Genomic DNA, 19,637 nt, shown 5'->3' on the forward strand with positions numbered 1-19,637 from the left:
CCACCGCGATCCGGTCCGGCGTCCTCGACGCCTGCTCCGCGAACCAGCCGTCCAGCGTCGCCTGCCCGGTCCATTCAGCCGGCCACTGCTCTTCCACGCGCTCTCGCCAGGTACCCTCATACTCCCCCAGCGCGAGCAGCCGCTCTTCCTCTTCCTTCGCCATCACCTGCACGTCGCCCAGCAGCTGGCCGCTGTCCCGGCTTACCTCTTCCAGCACCTTCAACCAATGCCTCGACAGCCGTTCGATCGTCTCCCGCTTGAACAGCTTCGTGCTGTATTCCATGCTGAAGCTCAACACGCCCGCCTCTTCGTATGCGTTCAACGTCAGGTCGAATTTCGCGATCCGGTTAATGAACGGATATAAGGAACCCCCGATTTGTTTCAAATCCACCTGTTCCTTAACCGTGTTATGCAGCGTGAACAAGTAGTCGAACAGCGGGCTTCGGCTTGTGTCGCGCCGAACATCCAATTCGCTCACCAAATCCTCGAATGGATAGTCGCGATTCGCGTGCACCTGCAGCGTCGTCTCCCGCACTTCCTGCAGGAAGCCCGCGAAACGTTTGGTCCGTACCGGCTTGCCCCGCATCGCCATCGTGTTGACGAACATCCCGACCATGCGCTCCACGTCCGCATCATGCCTGCCCGACATCGGGGAGCCGATCACCATATCCTCCTGACCCGTATAGTGCAGCAGCAGCACCTGATACGACGCCAGCAAGTACATGTACAGCGTCACGCCCTGCTCCGACGCCTGCTTGCTTACCCGCGACGACAGCTCCGCGTCCGCCTCGAAGTAGATATGGTCTCCTTCGTAGCTCTTGATGGCCGGGCGAGGGTAATCCGTCGGCATCTCCATCACCGGCGCCGGCTCCGCGAAGGTCTCCAGCCAGTATGCCGCTTGCTGCCGGAGCGCCTCGCTTTCTTTATGCTTCCGCTGCCAAACCGCATAATCTTTGTACTGAATCCGCTGCGGCTCCAGCTGCTCTCCGGCATACAGCGCCATGAAATCCTGCATGACGACCGCCATCGTCATCCCGTCCGAGGCGATATGGTGCAGGTCGAGATAGAGCAGACCACGGCCGCCGTCCGTTTCCCCGATTCCCATCCGGATCAGCACGTCCCGGCTTAAATCGAACGGCCGGACGAATCGGGCCATGCTGGCCTCCAGCTCCTCCTCGGCTACATACCCGATCCGGTCCACAACCGCGCAGGCTTCCGGCGCTTCGGTAATCCGCTGAACCGGCTCGCCGTCCGCCAGCTCGTACGTTGTCCGCAGCGCTTCATGCCGTTCCACCAGCCGCTGAAGCGCTTCCTCGGCCCGCTGCACATTCAGCGCCTGCTCGGTCAGGATCAGTGCCGGCATATTATAGCCCGCGTGCACCTGATCGAACTGGTCGAGAATGTACATCCGATTCTGCGCCGACGACAACGGGTACGTCTCTTGCTTGTCGGCAGCGGGAATCGCGTGCACGGCCGCCTTGACCGGCTCCGGTCGCACCGCCACCGCATACAGCGGGCGCTTCTTCTCCACCCATGCGGCAAGCTGCGCTACCGTTGGACGGCTCAGCACATCCGCCGCCGTCAGCTCCAGACCCGCCTCCCGGTTCAGCCGATTCACCATTTGAATCGCGAAGATCGAATCGCCGCCCAGCTCATAGAAGCTTGCCGTCACGTCCAGCTCCGCAAATCCCAGGGCATCGCCCCATATTTCGCCAATCAGCTGCTCCGTCTCGCTGTAGGACGTTTCGCTTCGTCCCTGCAGCCGGACCTTTTTGCGCATCGGCAGCTGCGGTACGGCCGCTGCCGACGCCGATGCGCCAGATGGGCCTCCCGCCGACTTTGCCTTGGTCTCGGCCTCGAATTCCGCCGACATCCTAACCGGCAGCAGCGCCTTCGCGGCATGCAGCAGCTCCCGGTTGACGGTACCTGCGATCACGCGCGCTGCTCCACGTTCCAATGCGGACACGAACACCTGCCTTGCCGCCTCGGCCTCGATCACCTCGAACAGCTGCTTGCTCGCATAGGCTTGCCGGTACGCTTCGCCCGGATCCTCTTCCCACGCCCATGTCGGCCAGTTCAGCGCCAAGGTCCGTTTTCCCTGCCGGTTCCGCTTCTGCGCGAAGCTGTCCAGGTAGCCGTTGGCCGCCGTGTAGCTGCCTGCTCCTGCTCCGCCCGCCACCGTAACCGCCGAGGAGCAGACCGCAAAGAAATCCAATGCCTCCGTTTGCGTCAGCCGGTCCAGCAGCTCGGTTCCGTATACCTTCGGCGCCAGCATCCGCTTCAGATTCGCTTCCGTTTCCTCCTGCAGCGGCCGTCCCCGCTCGCCGACGCCGACCCCGGCGCTGTGGATGATTCCCTTCAGCGCTCCGAACTCGTTGCGCAGCCGCTGCAATACGGCGCTCGTCTGCGCTTCATCCCCAATGTCGGCCTGCCAGATGCTGATCCTGCTGCCAGATGCCTCAATCGACCGGATTTGGCGGATTCGTCGCGATATCACGCTATTCGCTTCGCGCGCCAGCTCCGCTTCCCACTGTTCCCGTGCGGGGAACGCCGTGCGCTGCACCAGCACCAGCTGAATACTTACACCTGCACGCGCTGCGCGCTCGGCCAGTTCAGCCGCCAGCTCAAGGCCAATGCGCCCTGTTCCACCCGTGATGAGGTAGGCTCCTTCCGCTTCAAGTTGCAGCGGTTCCCGCTTGTCCGCCGCCGCATCCCAGCGTTTCACCACTTCGGCGTACCGGGTTCCGCTGCGGTAAGCCACAAGCCCTTTGGCTGCGACGCCCAGCTCCGCCGCCAGCTCGGCTGCCGTCGTCTGCCCGTCGATATCTACGCCTTTGCAGCGAAGCTGCGGCCGATCCATACCCGCAATCCGCAGCAGCCCCAGCAGCGAGCCGTGCGCAGCCCGGATTTGCTCTTCCGCTCCGTCAACTTCCCCCGCTTCCCTTACGATAACGGTCAGTGCCCAGCCCTGTTCCCCCGGCTGCGCCGCCTGGACCAGCCGGAACAGATCGTACACCCCGCGCTCCAGCTCCGCCTCCAGGTCCTGATCCGGGTTGCCTATTCCCCGCATGTGAACAATATCCGTCAGCTCGATACCGGCTTGCTGAATGTCCGCGAACAGCCGCTCATACCCGGCTTGATCCTCCGGGATCCGAACCGCGCCCCCACTGGTTGGCAGCACCGCGTTCGCTTCCGCGCTCCACTCCTCGCTGCCCGGCTCGATGGCTTCTACTACCTGACGTCCTTGCTCCCGCAGCTTATGGGCAAGCTCCCGGCTCTGTTCATCGCCGCCTCGGATCAGCAGCACCGCGCCGAGTCCGCTCCGGACAGGCACGCTCGCAATGTCTTCCGCTTCCCAACCTACCGTGTGATAAAGATGCTCGCGGTCCAGCTGCATGCCCGCTTCCGCCGCCTCCGGCAGATCGATCCAGCAGCGCGTCCGCGCGAACGGATACGTCGGCAGGCTCACCTTGCGGTGTCCCTGTCCGCGGTATACGCGCTCCCAGTCCATCTCCGCGCCCTGCGCGTACAGCGCCGCCAGCTGCCGGATACCTTCCGCCCGAAGTCCCGGGTCCGGTTCTCTGGCTACCGTCACCGCTTGCTCGGCGCGTTCCCGCAGCTCCGCTTCGGCCTCCGCGCTTGCGCCCGATTCCCCGTACCAGACATTCGCTGCGTTCCACTGCCCCGGCTCCTGCTCCGCCAGTTCCCGCATCCGCCGTAGCAGCGTCTCCCGGCTGTCGCCGACAATGGCCAGCCGATGGCTGTAATGCCCGCGCCCTGCATTCGCCGTGCTGCAGATCGCGCCTGTATCCGCATCCGCCAGTCTCTCCAGCGCGCCGATATAACGCCGGATCAGCACGCTGAGCCCAGACGTGCCCTTCGCCGACAAGGCCAGCACATGCGGTCCATTTCCTGATGCCTGCACGCCTCCTTCACGCGGAGGCGCTTCCTCCACGACCACGTGGCAGTTCGTCCCGCTCAATCCGAAGGCGCTGATCCCGCTCCGTCTCGGCGTTCCCGCCTCCGTCGTCCAAGGCCTTGCCTCGTCCAGCACATACACCGGCGACTGCTCGAAGGCGATCTCCGGGTTGGGGCGGCGGAAGTGCGCCGTCGGCGGCAGCTCCTTGTGCTGCATCGCCGCGATCACCTTCAGCAGACCCGCCAGCCCTGCCGCATGGTCCAGATGTCCCATGTTCGTCTTCATCGAGCCGATCGCACAGAACTGCTTGCGCTTCGTATACCGGCCGAACGCCCGTTTAATGCCGTCGATCTCGATCGGATCGCCCAGCTTCGTGCCCGTTCCGTGCGCCTCGATGTAGGAGATGCTCTCCGGCTCTACGCCCGCATGCTGCCACGCCCGGACGATGACATCCTCCTGCGCCGCCGCATTCGGCACGGTCAGCCCGATCGAGCTTCCGTCCTGGTTGACCGCGCTTCCTTTAATAACGGCGTAGATATGATCCCGGTCCGCCAGCGCGCGCGACAAAGGTTTCACTAAGAATGCGATAACGCCTTCGCCGTTCCCGGTGCCGTCCGAGTCGGCATCGAACGCCCGGGTGCGGCCGTCCGACGACTCCATTCCGACTTGGGTATGGATGTCCTGCGGGATCAGCGTTAACTTGGCCGAGCCGACGAGCGCTGCATCGCATTCCCCGCTGCGTATCGACTGGCAAGCGGCATGCAGCGCGACCAGCGAAGAAGAGCAGGTCGTATCGATCAGCATGCTTGGCCCTCTCAAATCCAGCAGATAAGAGATACGGCTAGCAAGGACGCCCGGCAAATTGCCCGCGACGGACAACGGCAGTTCCTCGGGGTGAAGATCCGTTAGCATTCTCAGGTATGAAAATGGGCTAAACCCCGAATGGCCCACGAACACGCCAACTCGCCGCCCTTTTAATGCGCTGCCTCCGTAGCCTGCATCCTCTAGCGCCGACCACGCGGTCTCGAGAAACATCCGCTGATGGGGATCCATCAGACTGGCTTCCTTGGGAGAGAGCCGAAAGTAGGCATGATCGAACTTATCGATTTCTTCTATGTAAGAGCCAGCTGCAAACTGGCCCGCAGCTAGCCCGACTTGTTTTTGATAGCTGTGAATATCCGAGGTCCGGCGGTCCGGGAACGAACCTGCACGATCCGCCCCTCTCGCCAGATTGCTCCACAACTGCTCCCATGTGTCTGCCCCTGGAAGCCGGAAAGCCGTGCCGACAACCGCTATTTCGTCAGAGGACAGCTCCTCCACCTGGAAGGCGTCGTCGCCCGGCATATAAGGCTTAATAGGTTCAAAATTAAGATTCACCCTGCTGTCCTCCTCAAATGGTCTGTATCAATTGGCGACCGTGTTCGGCGTTAACCATGTCCGGGAGCTCCCGCAGACCCGATAGCTGCAGCAGCTCGCCCAACCGTCTCGCCTGCTCATCCGCAGCCAGCCTCTTCGTGTTCAGAATAAGCTGGATGGCACGCAGCAGTTCCTCCAGCTCGGCCCGCTCCGGTTGGAAGGAAGCTCCTTCTTCTTCCCACGCCTTAAGCTTGGCTTGAATCAATCGAATCGGCTGCACGACGCCCTGATCGTACTCCTCCTCGTTCCAGTTCAGATTCGGGGTGCTGACAGCATGGCGAAGACAATTCACCGCCAGCTCCACGGCGCGGACAGGCTCAGTTGCGCTGCCTGACACTTCTGCAAGCCAACGCCCCCATTCCTCATCCCGCTCGATGGCCACCGTCCGAGAAGCGCCGTTCGCTTCCGCCAATCGCTTCATCACGGTTCCCGGACCGAGGTCGACCAGCTCGCCGACGCCCTGATTCAACAGATATTGGATCGATTGCTGCCAGCGTACTGGCTCCGTTACTTGCTGCGTTAGCAGCGTCACGATTTGATCGGCCGATTCGTAAGGACGCGCCGTAACGTTGGAAATTACTTTGCACGACATCGGAGCGAACGTATACTGCTCCAGATGTTCCTTCAGGGCATCCGCAGCAGGAGCCATCAGCGGACTATGGAAAGGGGCGCTCACCTTCAATGGAGTGAGCGATCCGCCCATCGCTTCCAATCGTTCCTTCCATTCGAGCACCCGATCCTTCAGTCCGGACAGAACGACCTGAGCGGGCGAGTTAATGGCCGCGACCGCCCTTACGGCATGCTGCTCCTCTCCATCCTCTGCGCATACGGCCAGCACCTGATCTGCCTCCATACCATGGACGGCCATCATGATGCACGCCTCTTGCTGTACACAATCCTGCATCGCGCGCCCCCGGAATCGGACGATTCTGGCCGCGTCTGCCAGACGAATCGATGAGGCGCAAGTTAGCGCCGTAATTTCCCCCAGGCTATGGCCCAGCATCCATTCCGGATGAACACCCGTCTGTTCAATCATGCTCCTGTATGCGGCAACGCCGACGGTTAGCAGAGCCGGCTGCGTCCATTCCGTTAACGCCAACAGTTGGTCGTCTCCTTCAAAAATCAGCCGCGCCATATCCGTCTGAAGCGCATCTGATGCCTCCTCGAACACCGCTCGCGCCGCTGCATGTGCTTGATAAAGCTTCTGACCCATGCCTACATACTGCGATCCTTGGCCCGGAAACATAAATCCGCGCATTAGTCCGTCACCGCTCTCTTATTTTGTAATGGAGAATGCATCATGAAGCACATGCTGGAGGATCGAACCGATTCGCCCGAGCATCGCCTTCATGGAATCGCCCCGCAATTTGCTTCTGTTGTAATACAGCGTTAGTTCCATGACGCCGGCCATGACTTCTACGCCAAGCGCCAGATCGCGCAAAGCCGCCGATTCGCCGGCAGCTACCCGATCATATATAATCGGCAAAAGCTGATCCGCTCTCGAAGGCTTCAGTCCAGCAAGCTTCAGCTCCATGTCTGACGATGAACCGGACATCCACTGTCCCTGTATTTGGTGAAGCAGGCCCTTCAAATCACCGGCATGCTCGCGATTGACGGACAATACGCCGCCGCCTGCCGAATTTCTATAGACAAGCTCGAACGTCTGGCCGCCCGACCACTCCAGCAAGCAGTAAGCATAGACGGCCGCCAGCGCTTGCGCCAAAGCTTCGTCCTCATAGACGGCTGCCGGCAGCGCCTCCTTGAGGCGGCCTTTTAACAGACTGATCCCGCCTATGGATCGCCCGGCAAGGGCAGCCTGCTCCGGAGGAATCGCCAGTTTCAACGGCTCGAAGGCCTCGGGAGAAAGCCTCTCTTCCACGCAGGAGGCCATAAGCGCAACCGTTGGATTGGCGAATAACTCGGTTACGGCCACGTCTTTATGGAAATCATCCTTTAACCGCTTCTGAAGCTGAAGCAGGGTCAACGAACTGCCGCCAAGCTCGAAGAACGATGTGTCTGCTCCAATCCGCTCTGCTTGAAGATGCAGCAGCTCGGACCAGATATGGACCAACTTGCGCTCGGTCTCGTTATGTAGCGGAGCGGCAGCTTTAGTCTCCTCCTGCATCAGATGACGGATTAACTGATTGCGGTCCGGCTTTCCGTTCATGGAGAGCGGGATGGCCGGCAGCAATACGATGCGCGCCGGGATCATCCAAGAGGGGAGCTGCTTCGCCAGATCGCGCCGTATGGTGTTCCGGTCTATCCGCAGCTGCGCGACCGCAAAAGCGCACAGCTCCTTTTCGCCTCCCTGCGTCTGGCGAACGAGAACGACTGCTTCCTTGATCGCATCCAGCTTCAGCAGCTGGTGCTCGATCTCACCCAATTCGACGCGGTAACCTCTTACTTTCACCTGATCGTCGATCCGTCCAAGGAATACAAGATTGCCGTCAGGCAGCCATTTGGCCAGATCGCCGGTGCGGTACATGATCTCACCTGGGCTCTCGGGGTTGCGGACGAATTTCTTCGCCGTCACCTCCGGCTTGTTGACATACCCTCTGGCAAGTCCGATACCGGATATACATAGTTCCCCAGGGATACCGATAGGCTGCGGACGATCATCCGGACCGATAATCGACAGCCGGAAATTCGGCAGCGGCCTCCCGATCGGCACATGCGATCTGCCGGTCAATGCATTCGGTTCGACCTCCCACATCGTTACCATCACCGTTGCCTCAGTCGGACCGTAGCAATTGAACAACTTGACGCCGGCCCAACGCCTCACCATCTCGATGGATGGAGACGAGCCGCCCATAATAATTTTCGCTAGCGACGGCAACCGCTTCGGCTCCAGTACATTCACGTATGGAGGAGGCAATATAGCCGCCGTAATCTGATGACGCTCGACAAACCTTTCAAAAGCCGACAGGTCTTTCGCGCAAGCATCCGAGACGATATGCAGAGCTGCGCCGCTTAAGAGCGACACGGCAAGCTCCAATACCGAAGCATCGAAAGACAGGCTCGCAAATTGAAGAAAACGGTCATCTGGACCGATTCCCGCCCGCTGCATAAGGAACCGGTGCACATTCCCGATTCCCAGATGGGGAACCATCGTTCCCTTCGGCTGGCCCGTGGTCCCGGAGGTATAGATCAAGTAGGCAAGGTCTTCGGCTTCATTCATATTGGGTAAGTTCGCTCCGTCGCCTGTCTGCAACGCCTCCCAATCGAACACAATCGTAGACAGACCTAACTCCGGCAAAGTCGTGTGCAATTTCTCATGGCCTGCGATCAACAGCGAAGCGCTGCTATCTTCCAATAGGTAACGAATCCGTTCATCCGGTAACGAGGGGTCGATCGGAAGAAACGCCGCCCCTGCCTTCAAGACGGCCAACGTGCTGACGACCCAAGCGGCCGATCGTTCGATCAGAAGCGCGACCGGTTTGTTCCGCCTAGCTCCGCTTGCCCGTAACAGGCCAGCAAGTCGATTCGCCGCCTGATTAAGCGCCTCGTAGGTAAGCTTCCGTTGCTCATCAACGACCGCAATACGATCCGGCGTCATCGACGCTTGCTGCTCGAACAGCAGATGCCAGGGCATCCGCGGAACATCAGCCGTCTCATGGAACCGCTCCGCTAACTGCCGGGCTTCTTCTCCGGATGCAAGCGCCAGCTTCGCCAGAGGTTGCTCAGGCTGCGTCAATAGCTGACGAAGCAAATGCTCATAGTCCTTCATCATGCGGACAATGGTATCCTCGTGAAAAAGCTCGGCGTTATACTCGCAAGCTATAGTCAACGGTTTACGTCGCTTCGCATCATGAATGATACGAAATGTAACATCCAATTTAGCAGAATAGCCAATCCTCGCCATAGCCGCCAGAAGCGTGGCATCGGTCTCTGACTCCATCTCTTGCTCCATCACGAACGCAGCTCGGTAGAGCGGATTGACACCTATTTCCCTCGTTTGCACAATACGTTCGACAAGTCGGTCGAACGGGTAGCGTTCGTTCTCCATGCATGTCAAGCAGATCTGAACGACATCGCTCAGGAAGCTTGCGAATTCCGCCTCTTGCTCAATCCGGCAGCGAATCGGGAGCATCGTGATCAGGCCGCCGACGATCTCGTTAAGCTCCGGGCGATACCTTCCGGAAGAAGGGGTAGCCACGACAATATCCGATTGCCCGGAGTACTTGGAGAGCATGATCTGAAACACCGCCAGCGAGACCATGAATGGCGTGGTTCCGTGCTTGGCAGCAAATCCGGACAGATCTTGCGCGATCCTCGCATCCATCTCATGACGAAGCCAACCGCCCTTATATACCGGCTTCGTGGCAGCCAGCATATCGACCGGAAGCTCCAGCTGCGGCGGCGCATCCGAATACTGCTCCTGCCAGAAACGCTCCATTCGCTCAAGCTCTTCTCCGCCGGCGAAAAGCAGCTGATCGTTCAAGTAGTCGGCATATCGATGCTTGCCCGGCGGCAATGCTTCCCCTTCATACAGCGCGCGAAGCTCACGCTTCACGACGCGTTCCGAGTACTTGTCGAAGACAAGATGATGCGCCAAGTAACAGAAGACATCCTGCTTCTCTCCCCTGACGATACATCCGCGTATTAACGGCGGCTTGTCCAGCTCGAACGGCTGCGCGATGAAGGCTTCCAGCGATGCTTGATCATGCTCGATAAGCACGGGCAATGGGGGCGAGGTGCCAGATACGGGGTGAATGCGCTGAACGACGCTGCCATTCATCCATTCGAACCCGGTGCGGAATGCCTCGTGCCGCTGCAGCAACGCCTGCCATGCCGCTTCCATACGAAGCTCGTCGATTCTTCCCGCGAATGGAACCGTACCCGGAACAAGATAAGCATGCAAGCCTCCGTCCAGCTGGACAGCCGCAAACATCATCTGCTGAATAGCCGTGAGCGGATAGTGCTCCCGCTCCTCGAATGCTTCATCCGATAGCCGATCAGACACGGCATCCATACCGCTTGTCCGCTTCGCCAGTTCACGGATCGTGGAATGCTCGTATAACTGCCTAATCGTCAATGCAGCGCCGCAGCTGGCATAGAGCTCGGCTACGAGCATGCTAGCGTGGAAGGAATCCCCGCCGATTTCCCAGAAGGAATCGTCGATGCCGAATCGATCCGTTCCCAGAATGCTTGACCAGGCCATCCACAGCCTTTTCTCATTTGCGGTCTCCGGCCCTGCGTAATCGCTGTCGGCGACTGAACGCGCAGGGGCAGGCAACGCATTCACATTCTTTTTCCCGTTTGCCGTTAAGGGCATCGAGTCAAGCCGGATGAAACTGCCGGGAATCATGTAAGCGGGGAGCTGATCTGCAAGCTGCCGTTTTACCCCTCCGATATCCACGTCCTCGCCGCCAGTATAGTAGCAGCACAAGACCGGATGGCCCGTTGCATTCTGTTTGACCGTAACGCATGTCTGGTTGATCCCAGGCCAGTTAGCAATAATCGCTTCAATTTCCCCCTGCTCGATTCGATATCCTCTAAAATTCAACTGCTCGTCGATGCGTCCGATATAGATGACATCGCCGTTCACATCCACTCTTGCGCGGTCCCCTGATTTATACATCAACTGCCCGGCCACAAACGGATCAGGAACGAACCGTTCTTCGTTGAGCGCCGGACGGTTCAGGTAGCCTGCAGCCAACCCGTCACCGGCAATGTAGATCTCTCCTTCATGTTCGACCGGCACCGGACATAAACGCTCATCCAGCACGTAAATCCTCATATTGCCGATGGGACGGCCAATGGGGACGGAACCGGACAGCTCCCCGCCGCCAGCGTAACGATAAATCATGCACCCGACAGTGGCCTCCGTTGGCCCATATTCATTATAAATCTCGGCTCCGGCAAAAACGCTCGACGCCCGCTCCGCCAGCAAGCAGCCAAATCGTTCTCCCCCCACGATAAACCGGCTCACGGCAGGCCGTTCATACCCTTCCTTGACCGCGATTTCGAGATGGGCCGGTGTCAGCTTAATAATATTGGCTGCCCGTTCTCGAATAACACGCGACAGGACGAACTCCATGGGCTCCGACTGTCTGTAAATAATCGCTTTAATTCCGGCGAGCAGCGGAACGAATAATGAGGTCACGGTTAAATCAAACGACAGCGAGGAGTAGATCGCGAACGCATCCGATTCCGCCTTCACATAGGCTTGCTTCGCCCACCAGCAATAGTTAACGGCAGACCGATGGGTAATCGCGACCCCTTTTGGTTTACCCGTAGATCCCGAAGTATAGATCATGTAGGCCAATGCGGTCGGCTCGCTTAAGTCCTCCCATTCACTCAACGGTCCCGCACAATCATGCTGCGCTTGATCGAGATCGAGATAGCTCATCCGATCAGGCAGTTGTCGATGAAGGCTGCCGTTGGTCAGCACCAGACTGGCGCCGGCATCTTCGAGAATATAAGAGATGCGCTCCGCCGGATATTGCGGATCCAATGGCAGGTAAGCCGCACCGGTCTTCATGATCGCCAGCATGCCGATGATCGATTCGAAAGAATGATAGGTTAAGAGACCTATCGTCTGCCCGTGTCCGATTCCTCTGCTTCGAAGCGAATGGGCAAGCCGGCATCCTTGCGCCTCCATCTGGCCGAAGGTGAGCGTACGATCTTCGAACACCAGCGCAATTCGGTCCGGCGTCCGGGCTGCCTGCGAACGAATTAAACGCGTTAACGTCTCGTTCTTCGCGTATGCCATCTCCGTGTTGTTCCAGTCATATACGGCCGCACGGTGCTCCTGCTCCGATAACAATGTCAATTGCCCGATCCGGATATCCGGACATTCCACGATCCTTTCAGCCAACTGCATCAGCGACCGGCCAATCGCTTGAATTATAGACTCGCTATAATACGCCGTCCTGTAGTCGAGCTCAAACACCAGCTCCGGATTGCCGAACCGTTCCCATTCTTTGACCTTAAATTGAAGGGCATACGATTGGTGACCGCTATGAAGCTCATCCAAATAGAAGGGATTGCCCATCGCGCTCATATCCAGATCCTGGTTATAATAGTTCACCGTCATCTGGAATAAGGCGCTGTGCTCCCGGAGCCCCGGAATGTCTCGAACCATATCCTCGAGCGGAAAGCGCTGGTGCTTGTAAGCCATGAACAATGCTTGTCCCGCCTGCCGAAGAGCTTCGGACACCTTAACCTCATCGCTTACGTAAAGCCTCATCGGAACATAATTGTTAAACATGCCCACCAGGTGTTTCTTCGCTTCCGCTCCGATTCGATTAATAAACGGCATGCCTAGCAACAAGTCGTTGTGACTTGTCGTTAAATGAAGATATAGATACATGAGGTAAGGGTAAAAAAGGGATGGCTTGACATGATGAGATCGGCAGAATTGCTGCACCCGTTCGACGAGCTCCGGGGGCACCTGCAGCCGAATAGTATTGGCGGTAGTATCTTCGGACTCTACCATCTGGAATGAATCCGGAAGTTCGCTTAGCGTTTGCGTCCAATAAGACTTGTCCCGGCCATAGGCCGCCGATTGGACGTAGTCATATTCCTCGATCACAACATCTCTATGCGAATAATCGGATTGAAGATACTTATCGATCCTCTGAACGCCGGTTATCTCCGCGTATGCAGCAGCGATTGTGCTGATCAACGCCTGGACAGACCAACCGTCGATAATGGCATGATGCAATTTCATGAATAACGCCGTCGTCTGCTCGCTTGCGATGGCGATTTCGAATAAACATAGCTGCTCCTGCCCTATATGTACCTGCGTACGGACAAGCTGGCTTCGCCATCGCTCAAACCGTTCCGTCGGCCCGTCCCTGAAATCGTGAACGGGAATGCGCTCCGGGAGCTTGGGAGAAACCCGCTGCATGATATTCCCCTGAGACTCCATAAACTGAAGCCGCAAGCTTGCATGGCGCCTGATGGTCTCGATTACCGCCTCTTCCAACGCCTTAGCCTGTACCTCACCTTGCAAATAGAGGAGCAGGTTATTATTATTCACTGCACAGCCGTGCTTGCTCTCAAGATACCAAATTCGCTTTTGGGAAGGCGACAAAGGATACCATTGTTCCTGTGTATCGAACAATCCGTTCACTTCCTCTCCGTTCGATTCCCTCAGCTTTAACGATCCAAGCCGTAGTTGTTATATACATTAGCCATGGCGACGACGATCTTACGCTTCCCTTTATATGGCTCTCTGGCATGTCCGATCAGCATATTGTCCAGCATCATAACATCGCCTTCTTGCCACGGTAATTTTACCGTGTGCTGATCGTATACCTTCCGAATTTCGTCCAAGATCGACTCTTCAATGGGTGAACCGTCGCCGTAGAAGACATTTCGCGGCAAATTTTCTTCTTTCAGATAGCTAAGCATAAAGTCGCGGATATCTTCGGGCAGACTCGTATAATGGAATAAATGAGCCTGATTGAACCACAGCATCTCGCCCGTTTCCGGATGTCTGGCAACCGCTTCCCTTACCGCTTTGGTCCGAACGCGGTCTTCTCCCAGCCACTCCAGCTGCAGCCCAGCCTTGGCGCAATACGCTTCTACATAGGCTTTATCGTCAGACTGGAACACCGTCTGCCATGGGAGGTCGATTTTACCGCCGAGATTACGGACGTACATAACTTTTTTCTCTCTGAATCTCGCGATAATCGCAGGATCAAGATGATTGTAGATGACCCTGGAGTCGGCAATCGGCGTCTCGCCCCCGACCTCGGCATTGGTTACGCAGTGGAACCAGATTAACCGGGGCCATTGATGGGAATATGAATTCTCGTTATGCATCGGAATGTGCTGGTCGCTCGGATATTCCGTGGACGTGTATACTTTCCCCTGCACCTCGCTGCGAGGCGTAGAACGTTCATTATATGCTTCCAGTTTTTCGGAAAATACAGCCGTGAACTCCTCGAATTTCTCGATCGAATCAACAGGGAACCCTCTGAAGAGAATGCCGCCTTCATGAAGAAGATGCGACTCGATCTTGCTTCGATTACGTTGAGCGTATGCAATGATATCTTCCGTGTTATCGGACGAAATGATAACGGGCAGTGTCCTCGCAGCATTGGATAAGGTTGGTTCCATACCACTTACATTCATCGTCATTAGTTCTCCCCCACTTTCGTCAGTTGCAATGCCAATTGTCCTTCTACGAGATTCGCCAAGCTCGCCATCGTACGGAATTGTTCATGAAGCTCAACTTGGTCCATGGAGCCCAAGTCTATGCCGAACTCATCTTCAATCCCCATGATCATCTCGAACTCATCGATCGAATCAAGCGAGATACGTTCCGAGATCAAATCGTCATCCCCGATGTCCGATGGCTCCAAGCCTTCGCTTCGGAGTCGGTTAGGTATGATCTTTTCCTTAATGATTTGTATAATCTGTTGTTTCTCCATCAAATATAGAGCTCCCTTCCGGTTATGATAGATGTGATGTGATTACAGCAACAGGCAGCAACATGCGACAACGCGATGTCCAGAGAGGCTACGCTGGACGTTCATCCCCTCCTTTCAGACTTTTGCTCTGATTGCCATGCATATCGCTACTACCACTTGCGATCGCCATGAGCTACACTTGTTGGCTGACAGCGAGATTGTCATCCTGGCTTCCAATATCATTGCGACAAAGCTTGGCATATAGCTCGCATGCGCGAAGCAGGTGTTCGTGCGTTCCGGTAGCAAGGATCTTGCCTTGATCCATGACGATGATCCGGTCTGCATGCCTAACCGTACTCATGCGGTGTGCGATGATAATCAACGCTCTGTCATTGGCAAGTAAGCGAAGCGAATTTTCCAGGTAACGTTCCATCTCGTTATCCACCGCAGAAGTGGATTCGTCGAGGATGAGTATAGGGGTTTCCCTCAGTACGGCTCTAGCTATGGCCAGTCGCTGAATCTCGCCTCCGGACAGCTTCGAACTGGCTTCACTTAGCTGCGTCTCGACACCATTAGGCAGCTTATCAATAAAGAAATGCGCGCCCGCTATCGTTAATGCGTTGTTCAGCTGTTCCTCCGTAATGCCAGGCAAGCCGATGGTAATATTATCGCGGATGCTACCGCTAAACATGAACGAGGATTGTGGCACGTAGCCAATCGTTGACCGTAAATTGTCCAGTCTGCCCGTTACCTGCTTGCCGTGTGCATAGATTGACCCGCTGTCTGGTTCCAGCAGCCCGCTGCAAATTTTCGCAAGCGTTGATTTCCCCGAGCCGCTCATACCGACAATAGCAACCGTTTCGTTCAGGCGGATAGCGAATCGAATATGATGGAGAACAGCTGTTTCGTGCCCCTCCCCGGATCGATAGCAAAATGAAATATCCTCCAGACGTAGCGCTGCTTCTTCCCGATTCGCCTCATAACCAGTCGAAGGTTTCGCCAATCCGTCTGTCATTGCCTTAGCAGATGGTTCTTCTTCCATGCACATGACGGCTTGAACGCGGTCCGAAGCCCCCAAGCCCTGTTGTACATGGCTTAGCGTCCTGGATATATTGGAGAATGGAACCTGAATCCGAATCAGCAAATAAAGGAAAGCAAGTACCGTGCCCACCGTCAGCTCTCCACGCAGCACAGCCAAACAAACGAAATAAATGACAAAGATAATAATCCCATTAATAATAAAGTCCATCAGCTGGTACATGGAGGTAGTAATCATCTCTCGCTTAAGCAAATCCTTGTTCTGGAGCCGTCGTTTCTCGTGGAATTCCTGCTCGAACAAACTGCTCAGCCCATAGGAGCGAATAACGGCTGTCCCTTGAAAATATTCCTGCAGGGTCTCTCGCACATCCGCTTCGCGCTTTTGTATCCCTTCCGACAGCGTTCTGATCTTGCCGTCAAACAATCGACCGATCATAAAAATAAGCGGTCCGCTAAGCAGCGCCACAGCAGCCAAATAAATATTGTAGCTGCTCAAATAGATGAAGCTAAACAAGATCAGCAGAATATCCCTGCTTAAATCGAACAATGCCAGGCTAATCGAAGCGGACTCCGGAACATCGCGCGCAACTCTGGACACCCAGTCCGCGGAATGCATCGATTGCAGCCGTTTGAGCGGAAGCGCATTGATGCGTCCGAGCAGATGCACAGACATATCCCGATTAATGAACTGCTGGATCAACCCTTTCAACATCAGCTGCGCTGCCAACAATACAATAACTGCTGCGATCACGAGCAGAGATTGCTGCACAAATTGCGTGATCGCATCGGCATTTTTTTCATTCGTATTGTCGATGAATATTTTCTGCGCATTAGCGACATACAGTTCGAAGAATATTTCAACGGAAACGAGCAGCAGGCCGATCGCGAGCGCCCACCTATATTTCTTGGCATACCCCATCACTTGGAAAAAACGCGTTAGGTCATCGTTCATCCGACGCTGTAACCGGCTCTTCGAAACACGGGAGACTTGGCTCAAGTAGCTACCTCCCATTCTGATTGTTCGTTGGTACGATTCATCTGGTACATCTCATAGTAATGCCCGCCCAGAAGCATAAGCTCCTCATGGGTACCCGCTTCCACAACCGCGCCATCCTTCATGAAGATGATCTTATCGGCATGTATGATGGTCGATAGACGGTGAGCGACAATGACGCATGTCTTGCCTTTCATGAGACGGTTTATCGCTTGCTGAATGGCAGCCTGATTCTCATTATCCAGCGCCGACGTCGGCTCATCGAGAAGCAGAATGTCCGGGTTGCGCAAGAATGCGCGAGCAATCGTAATACGTTGGCGCTCCCCGCCGGAAAGAGTCGCACCTCGCTCGCCAATTCGCGTGTGGTAACCATCGGGCAGCCTCATGATTACGTCGTGGATATTAGCCATTTTCGCCGCTTCGATGACCTCTAGTTCGGATGCTTCCCGGTTCCCATAATGGATGTTGTCATAGACCGTCCCGTGAAACAGAAAGGGCGTCTGCGAAACAAGCGCAAGCTTTTTCCGCCACTGCTTGTTATCCATTAGACTGCAGTCGATCCCGTTCCACCAAATACGGCCGGAGCTCGGCTCATAATCTTTCATGAATAATTTGAGCATGGTCGATTTGCCGGACCCGCTCGGGCCTACAATCGCAGCTATCCGGCCTTCCTCAAGGGAAAGGCTGACACCTCTTACCACGTCGAGATCTTCATCCGAATAACGGAAAACGACCTTCTCCATCCGAAAACCCGCCGATTCCAAGTTAACTCCGTCATGCTTCGGCTCTTCAGCTACCCCGCTACCGCTTGGCTCTTCGGGCAAATCCATTAATTCAAATACACGCTTGGCCTGGGAAATCGACCACTGCAGTGCGTTCCAGGTGCCGAACAGGTTATATATGGGTCCGGTAAGCAAATTACTGGCAGCCAGGAAGGCCGCTACCGCGCCTACCTCCATTTCGTTCCGGCTAACAAGCAAGCCTCCATAACCAAGAATATAGACAACGGACAAAAAGGGGACGATGGCAGTAAGGGAACCGGTAAACGATTCAATAGAAAGCGTTCTCAACCGAACTCTGACAAATTCGCTGACCTTGTTAGCGAACCTCTCATTCATGTCCTTCTGGAGCCGATAGCTGCGAACGACTTCGCCGCCTTGTACCGCTTCCTGAACAATGCCGTCCTTTTCGGCAGACAGCCGATTCTGCTGGTCGAACCATCTTCGGCTGTATCTCGATATCGGCAGCAGCATGAGCGGAATAAGCGCTGACACGATAATACTGCCGGCGGTCAGCCTCGCGCTTAGTGAACTTAAATAAACTAGGAGAGCGACGACTTTGGCCGCATCCGCGATAAATCCGATCAGCCTGTTATTAATCCCCGCCTGGGCGATACTAGCCGATTCCAAGATTCTTGCGATCTTATCGCTCGTATGCAGCTTATCTAAGCTATCCAACCGAACGCGGGAAACCTTGCGAAGCATTTCGTCTTGAAGCTTCAACCTAGAATCATTATCCAGTCTTGCGCCCAAGTAGCCTCTGGCCATGAACACGGCCGACATGCTTACGACGATCACCGACATGATGAGAATGGATCTGACTAGTGCGGGATATTCGTCACTTACCACTCCGGAGACAATTAATTGAAATGTATTTGCGTAAGCAATAGACAATCCCACTTCTACCAGAATTGCAACTGCTATTAGGATGTAGAGCACAAGATATGGCTTGCCCAAACGAAGCAAGCGCACAATCACGCGGTAAGGCGAGTAACGGTGCTCCTCTTCATGCATGCTCAACCGACCTCTACCTTCCTTTCGACGGATGGTTATAAGGATATCAAATCATAGAACAGCTAATCGTTCTCCTGAATGCTATACGGATTGCCTCAGTCTCCTATTAGCCTCAACATAACGGACTATTGCGGAGGCTTGCTCTCGTATAAAGAAATGGCCTCCTGTAAGCGTCTTCATTCTAAACTCGTCTGTTGTGTATCTTCTCCAATCCAATAGATTGGCCGGGTCGATCGTCTTATCGTCATTTCCCGAAAGGACATGAACGGGACATGATACAGAGTGAATGGTCTTCGAAGGTTTGTAGGATGCGAGTAATTTGAAGTCGTGTCGTATGATGGGAAGAAACATTTCTAGAAGTAATGGTTCTGCAAGAAGTTCATCCGGCATTCCGCCGATTTGAATCAGTTCTTCAATGAACGCTAGATCCGATAATTCGTGCAGGTTTAGAGGAACTCTAAGATGGGGGGGTTCGTGGGCAGAGATAATAAGCATATTGGCCGATCTGGAAAATTTCTCTTCGATGACTCGGGTCGCCTCATAGGCCAATAACCCGCCCATGCTGTGTCCGAAAACGATAAACGGCTCGTCAGTCAATCGTGCCGTCATCATTTCGATAACATTCTGTCTTGCTTCATCGAAATCGCTATAGAAAGGATTACTCATCCTCGATCCATGTCCTGCCAATTCGAGCGGGACGACCTCGAGCGAATGGCTAATTCTACTCCATGGCTGATAGACGCTAGCTGAGCCACCTGCATGAGGAATACAGAACAGCAGAGCCTTAGGTATCAATAACATCACCTCTTCGTTAACATAAACTCAAGGCGGAATCAATCGCTCCACGGTAACTAGGAAGCTGGTTAATATAAATGCCGTCAATAATAACGCTTACAAATAATATAAAAAGTCATAAGCTTGATTCGGCTTCTGGGTAGTCATCCATAACCGCAATGGTTCCTGGGACATCCATTGTCCACTAAAAATTCCGCTTTAGGCCTCCAATATCCTCATTTGAAGTAAGTCTATCCGACTATTCAGTGCTACAAATTCATTCACAATCTCTCCTTTTATATCAAATTTCTTACACTTTTTTTATGATAAAATACATT

At 55.4% G+C, this 19,637-nt stretch carries 8 protein-coding genes; all 8 read right to left on the reverse strand.

Translation table 11 applies throughout. From position 1 onward, the window contains the following. On the reverse strand, positions 1-5,296 hold a 5,296-nt coding region (locus tag FHS18_RS00005), incomplete at its 3' end, for an SDR family NAD(P)-dependent oxidoreductase (protein WP_183595707.1). A 13-nt stretch (positions 5,297-5,309) separates the two neighbouring features. Next, positions 5,310-6,593: an ACP S-malonyltransferase gene (gene fabD / locus FHS18_RS00010; RefSeq protein ID WP_183595708.1), complete on the reverse strand. Its 1,284-nt coding sequence runs from the start codon at positions 6,591-6,593 to the stop codon at positions 5,310-5,312. A gap of 18 nt (positions 6,594-6,611) precedes the next feature. Further along, positions 6,612-13,415, reverse strand: a complete 6,804-nt coding sequence (locus tag FHS18_RS00015) for an amino acid adenylation domain-containing protein (RefSeq protein WP_343060331.1) — start codon at positions 13,413-13,415, stop codon at positions 6,612-6,614. A 26-nt stretch (positions 13,416-13,441) separates the two neighbouring features. Beyond that, complete coding sequence (locus FHS18_RS00020; RefSeq protein WP_183595710.1) at positions 13,442-14,428, reverse strand: TauD/TfdA family dioxygenase; 987 nt, start codon at positions 14,426-14,428, stop codon at positions 13,442-13,444. Then, complete coding sequence (locus FHS18_RS00025) at positions 14,428-14,721, reverse strand: acyl carrier protein (RefSeq protein WP_183595711.1); 294 nt, start codon at positions 14,719-14,721, stop codon at positions 14,428-14,430. Before FHS18_RS00025 ends, FHS18_RS00020 begins: the two co-directional genes overlap by 1 nt. Positions 14,722-14,893: 172 nt before the next feature. Continuing rightward, positions 14,894-16,735 carry an ABC transporter ATP-binding protein gene (locus FHS18_RS00030; RefSeq protein ID WP_183595712.1) on the reverse strand — a complete coding sequence of 614 codons (1,842 nt, stop codon included), beginning with the start codon at positions 16,733-16,735 and terminating at the stop codon, positions 14,894-14,896. Beyond that, positions 16,732-18,525, reverse strand: a complete 1,794-nt coding sequence (locus FHS18_RS00035; protein WP_246427417.1) for an ABC transporter ATP-binding protein — start codon at positions 18,523-18,525, stop codon at positions 16,732-16,734. The genes FHS18_RS00030 and FHS18_RS00035 overlap by 4 nt, the downstream gene beginning before the upstream one ends. 81 nt (positions 18,526-18,606) lie before the next feature. Then, entirely contained in the window at positions 18,607-19,326 is a 720-nt protein-coding gene (locus tag FHS18_RS00040; protein WP_246427378.1) for a thioesterase II family protein, read from the reverse strand. Positions 19,327-19,637 lie beyond the last annotated feature (311 nt).

Source organism: Paenibacillus phyllosphaerae (genome assembly GCF_014192105.1).
Classification (GTDB): Bacteria; Bacillota; Bacilli; order Paenibacillales; family Paenibacillaceae; genus Paenibacillus_Z; species Paenibacillus_Z phyllosphaerae.